At 62.3% G+C, this 13,404-nt stretch carries 11 protein-coding genes; 1 reads left to right on the top strand and 10 read right to left on the bottom strand.

Features of this window, described 5'->3' with window-relative positions:
- Positions 1-104: 104 nt before the first annotated feature.
- From clpX to IB265_RS06260, 5 genes are all read right to left on the bottom strand, one after another.
- Positions 105-1,382, bottom strand: a complete 1,278-nt coding sequence (gene clpX / locus IB265_RS06280; RefSeq protein ID WP_034803621.1) for an ATP-dependent Clp protease ATP-binding subunit ClpX — start codon at positions 1,380-1,382, stop codon at positions 105-107.
- Positions 1,383-1,665: 283 nt separating this feature from the next.
- Positions 1,666-2,298 carry an ATP-dependent Clp protease proteolytic subunit gene (locus IB265_RS06275; RefSeq protein ID WP_057252356.1) on the bottom strand — a complete coding sequence of 211 codons (633 nt, stop codon included), beginning with the start codon at positions 2,296-2,298 and terminating at the stop codon, positions 1,666-1,668.
- A gap of 291 nt (positions 2,299-2,589) precedes the next feature.
- Positions 2,590-4,149 (bottom strand): phospholipase D family protein, encoded by a 1,560-nt coding sequence (locus tag IB265_RS06270; protein WP_057252358.1) that lies wholly within the window; start codon positions 4,147-4,149, stop codon positions 2,590-2,592.
- 18 nt (positions 4,150-4,167) lie between these two features.
- Positions 4,168-5,025 (bottom strand): endonuclease/exonuclease/phosphatase family protein, encoded by an 858-nt coding sequence (locus IB265_RS06265; RefSeq protein ID WP_057252360.1) that lies wholly within the window; start codon positions 5,023-5,025, stop codon positions 4,168-4,170.
- 162 nt (positions 5,026-5,187) lie between these two features.
- Entirely contained in the window at positions 5,188-5,835 is a 648-nt protein-coding gene (locus tag IB265_RS06260) for a VOC family protein (protein ID WP_057252362.1), read from the bottom strand.
- 204 nt (positions 5,836-6,039) lie between these two features.
- Between IB265_RS06260 and IB265_RS06255 the strand changes: the two genes are divergently transcribed.
- Positions 6,040-7,278: a cytochrome P450 gene (locus IB265_RS06255; RefSeq protein ID WP_057252364.1), complete on the top strand. Its 1,239-nt coding sequence runs from the start codon at positions 6,040-6,042 to the stop codon at positions 7,276-7,278.
- 38 nt (positions 7,279-7,316) lie between these two features.
- Here the strand turns inward: IB265_RS06255 and IB265_RS06250 are convergent, their stop codons facing one another.
- The 5 genes from IB265_RS06250 to IB265_RS06230 form a co-directional block, all read right to left on the bottom strand.
- Positions 7,317-7,661, bottom strand: coding sequence for a cupin domain-containing protein (locus IB265_RS06250; RefSeq protein ID WP_057252366.1), 345 nt, complete (start codon positions 7,659-7,661; stop codon positions 7,317-7,319).
- A 211-nt stretch (positions 7,662-7,872) separates the two neighbouring features.
- Complete coding sequence (locus IB265_RS06245; protein WP_057252368.1) at positions 7,873-11,061, bottom strand: efflux RND transporter permease subunit; 3,189 nt, start codon at positions 11,059-11,061, stop codon at positions 7,873-7,875.
- Positions 11,058-12,488 (bottom strand): efflux RND transporter periplasmic adaptor subunit, encoded by a 1,431-nt coding sequence (locus IB265_RS06240; protein ID WP_057252370.1) that lies wholly within the window; start codon positions 12,486-12,488, stop codon positions 11,058-11,060. Before IB265_RS06240 ends, IB265_RS06245 begins: the two co-directional genes overlap by 4 nt.
- Positions 12,485-12,889, bottom strand: coding sequence for a FixH family protein (locus IB265_RS06235; protein WP_093232246.1), 405 nt, complete (start codon positions 12,887-12,889; stop codon positions 12,485-12,487). Before IB265_RS06235 ends, IB265_RS06240 begins: the two co-directional genes overlap by 4 nt.
- 108 nt (positions 12,890-12,997) lie before the next feature.
- Positions 12,998-13,393 (bottom strand): hypothetical protein, encoded by a 396-nt coding sequence (locus IB265_RS06230; protein ID WP_057252875.1) that lies wholly within the window; start codon positions 13,391-13,393, stop codon positions 12,998-13,000.
- Positions 13,394-13,404 lie beyond the last annotated feature (11 nt).

Here is a 13,404-nt window from a genome sequence, read left to right as displayed (position 1 = left end):
CGAATTGTGAAATCTGCGCTCGGGCGCCTTTGTCTCAACAGCTAAGTGCGCGAACATGAAAAAGCCCGCACAAGGCGGGCTTCTCAAACGATAATTCGGCGTTATCAGGCCGAAACGTTGGTCTTTTCGTCCGACCGCTCGGAGTAGATGTAGAGCGGCCGCGCCGCGCCCTTGACCACCTCGTCGGAGATGACCACTTCGCGCACGCCTTCGAGCGTTGGCAGCTCGAACATCGTGTCGAGCAGGATCTTCTCCATGATCGAACGGAGGCCGCGGGCGCCGGTCTTGCGCACGATCGCCCGGCGGGCAATCTCGCGCAGCGCGTCCTCGTGGAAGGTCAACTCGACGTCTTCCATCTCGAACAGGCGCTGATACTGCTTGATCAGAGCGTTCTTCGGCTCGGACAGGATCTGGATCAGCGCATCTTCATCGAGATCTTCGAGCGTCGCCAGAACCGGCAGGCGGCCAATGAATTCCGGAATGAGACCGAACTTGACCAGATCTTCCGGCTCGAGTTCGCGCAGAACCTCGCCGACGCGGCGATCTTCCGGCGAGCGGACCGTCGCGCCGAAACCGATCGAGGTCTTCTCGCCACGGGCGGAGATGATCTTGTCGAGGCCGGCGAATGCGCCGCCGCAGATGAACAGGATGTTGGTGGTGTCGACCTGCAGGAATTCCTGCTGCGGATGCTTGCGACCACCCTGTGGCGGAACCGAAGCAACAGTGCCTTCCATGATCTTGAGCAGCGCCTGCTGCACGCCCTCGCCCGAAACATCGCGGGTGATCGACGGGTTGTCGGACTTGCGGGAAATCTTGTCGACTTCGTCGATGTAGACGATGCCGCGCTGCGCGCGCTCGACGTTGTAGTCGGCGGCCTGGAGCAGCTTGAGGATGATGTTTTCGACGTCTTCACCGACGTAACCGGCTTCGGTCAGCGTCGTGGCGTCGGCCATGGTAAACGGCACGTCGATGATGCGGGCGAGCGTCTGGGCGAGATAGGTTTTGCCGCAGCCGGTCGGGCCGACGAGCATGATGTTGGACTTCGCCAGTTCGACGTCGCTGCCCTTGGCGGCATGCGCCAGGCGCTTGTAGTGGTTGTGCACGGCCACCGAGAGGATGCGCTTCGCCTGCTGCTGGCCGATGACGTATTCGTCGAGGACCTTGATGATTTCCTGAGGGGTCGGCACACCGTCGCGGGACTTGACCATCGAGGTCTTGTTCTCTTCGCGAATGATGTCCATGCACAGTTCGACGCATTCATCGCAGATGAAGACGGTCGGTCCGGCAATCAGCTTACGGACTTCGTGCTGGCTTTTGCCGCAGAACGAACAATAAAGCGTATTCTTCGAGTCACCGCCGTTGCTTCCGCTGACCTTGCTCATTTCCACTTCCTTCCAGCACGCCGGACACTTCAAGCGAAGTATCGCGGACCACTCAATTCGCCCTGTAGCCTATCCTCACGCAGGGCTTCCGGGAGTACTTACCGCACCTGGGCGACCATGCCCGATGCGGCTGCAACGACTCTCCCAACTCATCCGAACACTATGCCCTCAGAATCCAACATAGCATTAACGGTCCATATTACCGGCTTTACCCTGACGATAAAGCCCTTGAGCCATTACAATTGTGTCACAATTACATCTATCGCGACACAAAAGCGCGTTATCAGGCCTGCTCGGTGCCTTCGATCTCTTCGCGCGAGGTCAGTACCTTGTCGACGATACCCCACTCCAGAGCTTCGTCCGCGCTCATGAAATGGTCGCGATCGAGCGTCTGCTCGACTTCCTCGTAGGTACGGCCGCAATGCTTGACATAGACCTCGTTGAGGCGGCGCTTCATCTTGAGGATGTCGCGGGCATGGCGTTCGATATCGGAAGCCTGGCCCTGGAAACCGCCGGAGGGCTGATGAACCATGATGCGCGCATTCGGCGTGGCGAAGCGCATGTCCTTGTGGCCGGCCGCCAGGAGCAGCGAACCCATCGAGGCCGCCTGGCCGACGCAAAGCGTCGAGACCGCCGGCTTGATGAACTGCATCGTGTCGTAGATCGCCATACCGGAGGTGACGACGCCACCCGGGGAATTGATGTAGAGCGCAATTTCCTTCTTCGGGTTTTCCGCCTCGAGGAAAAGGAGCTGGGCGCAGACGAGCGTCGCCATCTGATCTTCGACCGGACCGGTGACGAAGATGATGCGCTCCTTCAGAAGGCGCGAAAAGATATCGTAGGAACGTTCACCGCGGTTGGTCTGTTCAACAACCATCGGCACCAGTGCCAGGGCGGTATCAACGGGATTTCTCATATCGAACCTTCATCAATCGGGCTCGCAAAACCTTTGCGAGCCGGGAATCACGGGATTTGCCTTCTGTCCCTACATAGAGTGTCAACACCCTTCACTTCAAGTCGCGAAGCTTCGATAAGCTTAATCGAAGCGCCCTTTGCTGCGAAGTTCGGCGCTCCTCCACACATGGTTGTCAATAGAACCTTTTTTCGCCGACATGCGCGCCGCAAGCCGCCGCGACCGAGCATTTCACACAGGGTTCGATGACGTCGGTAAACGAACGGCAAATCGTGTATCGGCGGCGCCGCCTTCCTAGAGCTGTGACTCGATCGGCAGAATACGGATCAGATTGGCAATCATCCGCCTGGCAAGGCTGGCATCCGGCTCGCGCCGCAACAGCCGCTCGGAGCCGTTGGCGCGATCACGCCAGACAAGCCGTGAACCGTCCATCCCGAGCCGGTAGCTGATCGACGGCGAGGTCTCCTCCTCGAACATGCTGGCCAGCTCGCCGGCAAGAGCCGCATCGGCAAAGACGACACCCATTTCCGTATTGAGCGATGCGGAGCGGGGGTCGAAGTTCATCGAGCCGACGAACCCGTTCAAGCCATCGACCACGAAAGCCTTGCTGTGCAGGCTCGCATTGCGGCGCCCGAACAACGTCATGCGGTGCCCTTCGGCAACGTCGCCCTGCTCCTTCAATTCGAAGAGAGCGATGCCGGCCTGGATGAGCTTCCGGCGGTACTTGATGTAACCGCCGTGAACGGCTGCGACATCGGTCGCTGCGAGAGAGTTGGTCAGCACCGCGACCCGAGCTCCGCGCGAAACGATGGCCGCAAGCTCTCGCGTGCCGGCAACGCCGGGGATGAAATAGGGAGAGATGATCCTCAAATCCCGCGTCGCCGCTTCGATCAACGGGAAGAGTTCGCGCAGCAACCAGTTCTGGCGCCGCTGCATCAGCGCCTTTTCCGGCGGGTCGGATGCCAGGCGGATCTGCGAACTCCAGTGAAGCCGCCGCGTGCCGTGATAGATGCCGGTTTCCTGGGCAACCTTGTCGACGCGCTCGATGTAAAACCGGCCCGCGGGTGTCCGGGCAAGCCCGTCGACGGCCTCACGGAGCGCCGGCAAATATTGCTTGCGTGGCGTGCGCAGTGCAGCGATCGGGAGGACGGAGTCGCTGTTCCAGTACCGGTCGAACATGGCGGACGCCTGGTCCAGCACCGGCCCCACCATCCAGACGTCGAGGTCGCGGAAGTTGGAAAGCTCGGCGGCGTCGAAATAGGCGTCGCCGATGTTGCGCCCGCCGGCGATTGCGACCCGGCCATCCGCCACCCACAGCTTGTTGTGCATGCGGCGGGTGGCGCTGAAGGCGCGGATCGCCATCTCGAAGCCGCGGCGAAAGCGGTCGGTCCGCGCCCGGCTGGGATTGAAGAGCCGCACCTCGATATTGGGGTGGGCGTCAAGCGCGATGCACATGCGATCATGAATGCCGGCGTTGATGTCATCGAGCAGCAACCGGACACATACGCCTCTGTCGGCCGCCGCCAAAATCTCTCGGGCCAGCAGAAGACCGGTCAGATCATCCTTCCAGTAATAATACTGCAGATCGAGGCTGCGCCCGGCGCGCCGCGCCGCATGCGCGCGCACTACCAGGGCCTCGATACTGTCCGACACGAGCGCCACGCCATTTGCGTTCGGGCGGCCGGCAAGAAGGGGCATGATAAGCCGATCGAGTTCCGTACCGGCCTCGGCCACCGGAAGTGCCGTTGACGGCAGCCCGTGCGGGCGCCGTCCGAACCGGCCATAGATGTAGAGGATGGCCGCCACGACCACACCGACGATCGCGGCGACGATGATCAGAACGGAGGATAACATCGAAAGCGCGCCTCGCCGTCAGACCGACCCCGCACGGCCGGCCCCAACCCGATTTCCGTCGCGGTGATCCTGTTGGGCAGCCTTCAAGGCGATGGAGGCTTTCACCGGCAGATGGTCCGAGGCGATCCGCGCAAGCGGTGAGTCATGCACGGCGACCGACGTTACCAGGTGGTGCGGATTGCCAAGCACGCGATCGAGCGGCAGCAGCGGAAAACGCGACGGGAAGCTCGCGACCGTGGCGTGCGACGGATCGAAAACCGGACTTAGGAACGACAGTGACGATCTCCGGCCCATGCGCCACTCGTTGAGATCGCCGATGAGCAGCGTCGGCCGCCCGTTCGCGCCGGCTGCCGCTTCAAGGATCGCCTCGGCCTGCTGGGCGCGGGAATGCCTGAGAAGACCGAGATGGGCGGCGATGATGCGTAAGGGGCCGACCTTCAGGTCGAGATCGACGACGAGTGCGCCACGCGGCTCGACACCTGGGAGTTTCAGCTGCCTCACATCGGAAACGGCGCCCTCGCGTAGCAACAGCACATTGCCGTGCCATCCATGCCCCTTCGCCGAAAAGCCGGAGATCGGCACCGAAACGAGATGGGCCTCGCGCCGGAGATGTTCGAGATCGAGAAGACCGGCACGCTCGCCGAACCGCTGGTCCGCTTCCTGAAGCGCAACGATATCGGCGCCCAGTTCGCCGATCACATTGGCGGTCCGCCCGGGATCGAAACGGCCGTCGGTACCGACACATTTATGGATGTTGTAGGAGGCGATGACGATATCGCCGCGGTTCACCGCAGTTTCGCGATGAACGACCGTGGGACGCCGCTTGCGGATCGCTGCCACGATCCCCGCCGATAGACTGGACTGGTTTTTTGCCATGCCGCTCCCTGCCTGCTGCCCGCATCATTGCGCAAATAGGTCACCGGGCGCCACTGAAAAAGGGCGGAGAACAGAAGTTGTTTCGCAACTGCAATACGGGAGCGAACGGGTGGATGCCGGGACAGCACGAGCATCGCCGGCGTCCATTTTCGCCGCTCTCGATCAGTCGGCCGGCCCTGCGAACAGGATCAGATTTCCGTCCGGATCGAGCACGATGAAGGTGCGGGCGCCCCAGGGTTCTGTCCGCAGCGGCTGGTGAAAGTGTACGCCAGCAGCCTGATAGGTCAGGAACAATTGCTTGATGTCATTGACGGTTTCGAGCGTGATGGCAGCCGAAAGCAAGTCTTCGCGTTGGCGGATGTCGCCGACGAAGACCGGCTCGCAGACAAGGCGCAGAGCAAGCCTGGCACTGTCGCGGATCACCTGCCCATAGAAGGGCGGGTCGCCGTAGACGAAATCGACGGCAAAGCCGAGCTTCTCCGCGTAGAAGTCGCACGAAGCCTTGATATCGGCAACGAACAGCTGAGCGGCGGTCGACTGCAGCACCGGCTGCGATGTGGTGGGTTTTGAGTGCGGGGTCATTGTCAGGGCTCCTGATTTGAGCGCCTGCCAACTATCGAATCCCGATTGGCGCGCGATCAGCTCCTGCGCGTCGGCGAGCTTGAACTCCGCCTTGAGAATGGCGTCGTCATCAAGGTCACGGTAACGGGGCAAGGCCGCCCTGATCTCCGCTGCGACCGGATGGTACCGTTCGCGATGCCATTTGAGGTACTGCTTCGCCTGCTTCTTCAGGTTTTCAAGGTTTGGCATGGGCGCAACTACGGTGTGTCTCCCGTAGGCGGGCGTGCCCTTTCAGCCTCTTGCCGATGCGCCCTACGCAGCGCCAGGAGATTGACGACCATTACCGACACTGTCAACGCCATGCCGATGGCCGGAGGGATATCTGCACTTGCCGGCTGAACGCCGGTTCCCGTAGAAATAGACGTCGGTCAAATTCTGTAAAGAGCCCGTTGCATGCCTGCCATAACCATTGACGGCGCCCAAAGGCGCGTTTCTATCGATGCGCGCAATCCCGCTTTCTACCGTGAGCCGCTCGCCGCCTATGCCGAAATCCACGCGCAATGTCCGGCCTTCTTCTGGGAGGAGCGGCAACAATGGTATTTCGCAGGCTATGACCAGGTAAACGTGCTGCTCCGCGACCGCCGTTTCGGTCGGCAGATCCTGCATGTGGCGACGCGCGAAGAGGTCGGCCTGTCGGCGCCGAAGCCACATCTGAGGGACTTCGACGCGCTGGAGGAACATTCGCTGCTGGAGCTCGAGCCGCCGGCACACACGCGGCTGCGCACCCTGGTCAACCGGGCGTTCGTCTCAAGGCAGATCGAACAGCTGAGACCGGATATCGAGCAGCTGTCGCACGCCCTTATCGATGGTTTCGAAGGCGACGGCGAGGTCGAGTTGCTCAAGACGTACGCCGAAACGATCCCCGTGACGATCATCGCCCGCATGCTCGGCATACCGGTCGAGGCGGCGCCCGATCTTCTCGACTGGTCGCACCGCATGGTCCGGATGTATGTCTTCAACCCGAGCCACGAGACCGAACTCGACGCCAACCAGGCTTCCGCCGAATTTGCCGCCTATCTGCGAGAGATCATCGCCGAGAAACACCGCAATCCCGCCGATGACCTGCTGACGCACATGATCACCTCGGAAAAGGATGGCGAACGACTTTCCGAGGCAGAGTTGGTCTCGACCACCGCCCTGCTCCTCAATGCCGGTCACGAAGCGACTGTGCATCAGATCGGCAATGCCGTGAGAACCATCCTGCAATCCGGACCTTCCGCCGAGGATCTGTTTGCCACGGAGGCATCAACGGGGCTGGCGATCGAGGAGTGCCTGCGTTTTGCGGCACCGCTGCATATTTTCCAGCGTTACGCTCTCTCGGATGTCGAGCTGGAAGACGGCATCACCCTTCGCAAGGGCGACAAGATCGGCCTTTTGCTCGGGGCGGCAAATGTCGACCCGAAGAAGTTCACGGACCCGAATGCGTTCCGGCCGACGCGCGATGAAGGCGCCAATGTCTCCTTCGGGGCCGGCCTGCATTTCTGCATCGGGGCGCCGCTGGCCCGGCTTGAACTCAATCTATCGCTGCCGATCCTGTTTCGGCGGCTGCCGGACATGCGGCTGAAGAACGAGCCCGAGGTGAAGGACGCGTTTCATTTCCACGGCCTGGAGCGTCTCGACCTCGTCTGGTAGCTGCATCGAAGACCGCCCAATCTCCGGCGCTTCGGCACTCACAAGCGGATGACGTAGTCCTTGCGGGTTGTCTCCACGACCTCCCAGGTCCCTTCGAAGCCCGGACGCAGGATCATGCTGTCGCCGGCGCGCAAATGCGCCGCCTCGCCACCATCCTGCGTGACGATCGAATAGCCGGAGATGATGTGGAAATATTCCCACTCCTCATAGACGATCCGCCACTTGCCGGGCGTCGATTCCCAGACCCCGGCATAGAGGCCGCCATCGGCCTCCTCCAGGTTCCAGGTACTGAATTGCGGCGCCCCGGAGATCAGCCGGTCGGCAGCTGGCGTGCCGGTTTCCGGCTCGACGGAAGACAGATCGAACTTCTGCATATTCGCCATTGGGCACCTTTGCTGGAGGCACTGCAACCTCCCCCGTCATGGGTTTCAGATTTGGTTTCGTCACACACCTCCGGGGCAACGTCCATTGTTTTTTCGAGGATATTCCCGCCTCCGTTCTGCTGGTGCCGCCATTCCTCGATCGAGGCGGACGTGGACCGGCATTTCGAAGCAACTCGGCTCCTGCCCCATCCGACCTTGAACCTTCACTCGTCTACCGCTGGATCCTGCCGTCTATCGGCGTCAGAAGCCCGGCGCTGGCCGCTCTCGTCGGCGACCGGGTGTCGGCTAGGGCTGGCAGCCGCCAGCCCTTCACCAGGCCGTAGATTGCCGGGATGACCGCCAGCGTCAGCACCGTCGACGAGATCATGCCGCCGATCATCGGCACGGCGATGCGCTGCATGATCTCCGATCCGGCCCCGGTACTCCAGAGGATCGGCACCAGCCCTGCGATGATCGCCACGACCGTCATCATCTTCGGTCGCACCCGTTCCACCGCTCCGACCATGATCGCGTGATGCAGGTCGTCCCGCGTGAAGGGGCGCTTTTCGCGGTCGCATTCCTCACGGCGTTCGCGAAGCGCCTGGTCGAGATAGATCAGCATGATCACACCCGTCTCTGCCGCCACGCCAGCAAGCGCGATGAAGCCGACGACCACCGCCACCGAGGCGTTGAAGCCCAGCCACCACATCAGCCAGATGCCGCCAACGAGCGCGAAGGGCAGCGACAGCATGACGATGAGGGTCTCGGTCAGCGCTTTGAAGTTCAGGTAGAGCAGCAGGAAAATCAGCGCGAGGGTCAGTGGCACGACGATCGCGAGGCGCGCTTTTGCCCGTTCCAGATACTCGTACTGCCCGCTCCAGGCGACCGAATAGCCTGATGGAAGCGACACGCTCTTCGCGACGGCTTCCTGAGCTTCGGAGACATAGCTGCCAAGATCGCGGTCGGCGATGTCGACGAAGATGTAGACCGCGAGCTGGCCGTTTTCGGTCCGGATCGTTGTCGCACCGCGTTCGAGCTTGACGTCGGCGACAGCACCGAGGGGCACCGTTCCGCCGCCGGGAAGCGCGACCTCGATGTCGCGCGCGATCGACTGTGGATCGCTTCTGAAGGCCCGCGGATAACGGACGGCGACGCCGTAGCGCTCCCTTCCCTCGACGGTCAAGGTGACCACCTCGGACCCAAGCGCCGTGGCGATGACATCCTGCACGTCACCGATGCTGAGGCCGTAGCGCCCGAGCGCGGTGCGGTCCGGCACGATGTCGAGGAAGTATCCGCCTATGACACGCTCGGCGTAGGCGCTGGACGTGCCGGGGATGGCCTTCAGTACCGTCTCGATGTCGCGCGCCACCCGCTCCATCTCCTTGAGGTCAGTTCCGTAGACCTTGACGCCGACGGGCGTACGGATGCCGGTCGACAACATGTCGATGCGGGCGCGGATCGGCATGGTCCAGGCGTTGGAGACTCCGGGGAACTGAAGAGCTGCATCCATCTCCCGCTTGAGGCTGTCGATGGTCACGCCTGGCCGCCATTGCGACTTCGGCTTCAGGGTGATGATTGTCTCGAACATCTCCGTCGGGGCCGGATCTGTGGCAGTCAGCGCCCTGCCCGCTTTGCCGAAGACCGTCTCGACCTCGGGGAAGGACTTGATGATCCGATCCTGCGTCTGCATCAGCTCAGCCGCCTTGGTCACCGACAGGCCGGGCAAGGTCGTCGGCATGTACATGAGCGTGCCTTCGTTGAGGGTCGGCATGAACTCGCTGCCGATCTGACGCGCCGGCCACACCGTTGCGGCGAGCGCCGCGACCGCGAGCAGGATCGTGATCGTCTTCGCCCGCAGCACGCCGGCAATGATCGGACGGTAGGTCCAGATCAGAAAGCGGTTGAGCGGGTTCTTGTGCTCCGGCACGATCCGGCCGCGCACGAACAGGACCATCAGCGCCGGAACGAGTGTCACCGACAGCAACGCCGCCGCCGCCATCGCGAAGGTCTTGGTGAAGGCAAGCGGTCCGAACAGTCGCCCCTCTTGCGATTCCAGTGTGAAGATCGGCAGGAAGGACACGGTGATGATCAGCAAGCTGAAGAACAGTGCCGGGCCGACCTCGCTTGCCGCTTCGATCAGGACTTCGGCTCTGGGTTTGTCGGGCGGCGCGCGTTCCAGGTGTTTGTGGGCGTTCTCGATCATAACGATCGCCGCATCGATCATCGCGCCGATGGCAATCGCTATGCCGCCGAGGCTCATGATGTTGGCCCCGATGCCAAGCGCCCGCATCGCGATGAAGGAAATCAGGATACCGATCGGCAGCATGATGATGGCGACGAGCGCGCTCCTCACATGCAGGAGAAAGGCGATCGTCACCAGTGCGACGATGATCGACTCCTCGACCAGCGTGCCCTTGAGCGTCTCGATCGCCGCCTTGATCAGCTCCGAACGGTCATAGACGGGCACGATCTCGGTGCCAGCCGGCAGGCTATCCTTGATCGCCGCCAGGCTCTTCTTGGCGCTGTCGATGACGTTGAGGGCGTTCTCGCCGACCCGCTGCAGCACGATGCCACTTGCGACCTCGCCTTCGCCGTTGAGTTCGGTGATGCCGCGCCGCTCATCGGGAACCGTCTCCACCCGCGCCACGTCGCCGAGGCGTAACGGCGCGCCGCCTTCGGTCATCAGCACGATGTTCTCGATATCCTTGATACCCTGCAGGTAGCCGCGGCCACGGACCATGAACTCGAACTCGGAAATCTCGACCGTCCGCCCGCCGACGTCGCGGTTGCTGGCGCGCACTGCGTCGGCGATCTGTTTCAGCGTCACGTTCTGGGCGCGCAGACGCGCCGGATCGACGACGATGGAGTACTGCTTGACGAAGCCGCCGACACTCCCGACTTCCGCCACGCCGTCGGACTTCGAGGCGGCGAAGCGCACGACCCAGTCCTGCAACGAGCGCAGTTCGGCCAGAGACAGCTCCTTGGCGACAAGGGCGTACTGGTAGACCCAGCCAACACCCGTCGCGTCCGGGCCGAGGCTCGGCGAGACGCCTTCGGGAAGCCGGCTTGCGGCGGCGTTGAGGTATTCGAGCACGCGGCTTCGCGCCCAATAGGGATCGGTCCCGTCCTCGAATATGACGTAGACGAAGGAGATGCCGAAGAAGGAGAAGCCGCGCACGACCTTCGACCGCGGTACCGTCAGCATCGACGTCGTCAGCGGATAGGTGACCTGATCCTCGACCACCTGCGGCGCCTGACCGGGATAGTCAGTGAAGACGATGACCTGCACATCCGAGAGATCGGGAATGGCGTCGAGCGGAAGCGAACGCAACGAGTAGACACCCGCGGCGATTGAGAGGGCGGCCCCAACGATGATCAGCACCAGATTGCGAGCGGACCAGGCGATGACGTTCGAGATCATGGTTTCACCTCGTCCGCAGTGAGGGCGCTTAGAGCCGCATTGAGATTGCTCTCGGCGTCGAGCAGGAAGTTGGCGGAGACGACGATCTTCTCTCCGGCTTCAATGCCTTTCCTGATTTCCGTTCGGTCATCGCCGCGCGCTCCGAGCTCGACGTCACGCGGTTCGAAGCGGCCTTCGCCCTTGTCGACGAACACCACCTGTCGGTCGCCCGTGTCGATAACGGCGCTGTTGGGCACCGCGACGACCGGGGCGGTGGCACCGGAGGCGATCTCGACTTCGGCGTACATGTTCGCGATCAGCAGGCCCTCGGCGTTGGAAAGCTCGATCCTCACCTTGGCGGTGCGCGTCTGCGTCTGAAGCTCGGGATAAATCAGATCGACTGCGCCCTCGAAGGTCTTGCCAGGCAGGTTCCGCACCCGGACCGTCGCATGCGCGCCTTGCCGGATGGTCGCGGCATCGAATTCGGGTACGTCCGCGATCACCCACACCTTCGACATGTCGGCAATCCGGAAGAGGACATCGCCAGCCTCGGCCATCATGCCGGTCGTCGCGCTGCGTTCGAGGACGACGCCATCGCTCGGGGAGAGATAGGCGATGCTTCTGGGCACCGTCCGGCTCCGGGCGATCGCTTTGACCGTCTCTTCCGGCACGCCGAGATTGCGCAGTTGCAGCGCGCCGCCGACGTCGAGGTCTGGCTCGCCACCACCGCGCAGTTCCGTGGCGTATTCGGCCCCGGCCTTGGCGATGTCCTTCGAGAAGAAGTGGAAGAGCTCGTCGCCCTTCCGCACCCGGTCGCCAGTCGTCACATCGGCGACGCCCTCGATGAATGCGTTCGCGCGCATCGAGACGATCCGCACCAGGCGCTCGTCGAACGTGACCGTTCCAGGCACCCGCACCTGGCGGCTGACGACGGCGTTCTCTGCCGTCGCCGTCTTCACCCCGGTCCGCTGTAACTTGCCGAGCGAGACCTTCACGACGGAGCTGTCCGCCTCCTCTCCCTCGTATACGGGAAGATAGTCCATGCCCATGGAGTCCTTTTTCGGCACCTTGGAGGTGTCTGGAAGGCCCATGGGGTTGCGGTAATAGAGTACTTTTCGCTCGCCCGCCGTCGGCGTGGCTTCAGCCTTTTGGGGAGCAGCTTTCTTCACCGTGTCGAATGAGATGTCCTCGCTCTCGCGCACGGCAACGAAAGCACGACCGTCTGCGGTCTCTCTCGGTGTGGCCGAGTATTCCGGCGAACCGTCTGAACTACGATAGTAGATGACCTTGCCGGTCGGCATGACTGCAGAGGGCATGGTTTCCCCGAGCGCTTGCTCGGAGAAGATCCTGTTGATGTGGGTGGCAAGGCTTTGCGTGCCCGCCACGTAGCCTCCCCCGCCGGCAACGGCGAGGGAGCTAACGAGGAGCAGGAATTTGAAGGTCTTCACGGCGTCGCCTGCAGATCGAATTCGCCCTGGACGGTTTCGGCCTCACCCTGGACCTTTGCCGCCAGCTTGAAGCGCCAGCCGCCCTCCATGCTGAGGTTCGTCTTGAAGCGGTAGACACCGGGCTCCGTCGGCGGCAGGGCCTCGACCGGGGTGGTCATCGCTTCCATGCCTTCCGGAGCCATGTCCATTCGGGTGGTGAAGATTATGGCGTCGCAGACGGGTTTTTCGGTCCTCTTGTCGACGAGACGGACTGCGACGGTCGCCTCGGGGCCTTGCGCGACCTCCGACTGAACGAGCTGGAACTCGTAGTCCGTCGCAGCGGCGTGGGATTGGGTAGTTGCGACCAGCGCAATGGAGAGCGATGCGAGCAGTGTTCTCGCAGAAGATTTGATTGCAGTCATAAGAATCTCACCCAGGACGGGCACATCGGCCGCATCCCTGAAAAATCATCATAGTCGGATGCTTCCGCCATCTCGGGCAGAGCAAATCCAGCGGATCAAAGGGTGAGATCAGGCTTTGGGAGGCCGTGCCGGCGGTTCGACGAGAACAGACGGCAGACGGTTTTCCTGCAGCATCGGATGCGACAGTTCGCGTGCCGACAGATCGACGCGCCAGCTATTGGCCTTGCTGCCGTGCGCAAGGATGATGGAAGAGCAGACGAGTGCGAGAGGGCACGTATTGCCGCAATCGTTCTTCTGAACGGGTTGCTGCTCCGGGCAGCAGGACATGTCGTCCAGGCCTGTCATGGCATCCATCTGCATGTCGGATGAAAGGGCCATGGCGCTCGCAGCCGTGCTGACGCTCACGGGACCGATTACGATCCCGAGCAACGCCAACACACAGAGAAAGCGCCGGAGCGCGACGACAGCGAACATGCAGCTATGCTTGCATAGCGCGACGTTCATTGGAAGCCGGT

This window comes from Ensifer sp. ENS10 (genome assembly GCF_014852025.1).
In the GTDB taxonomy this organism is placed as follows: Bacteria; Pseudomonadota; Alphaproteobacteria; order Rhizobiales; family Rhizobiaceae; genus Ensifer.
Note: the sequence above shows the minus strand (reverse complement) of the source record. Positions and strands in the feature narration are given on the sequence as shown.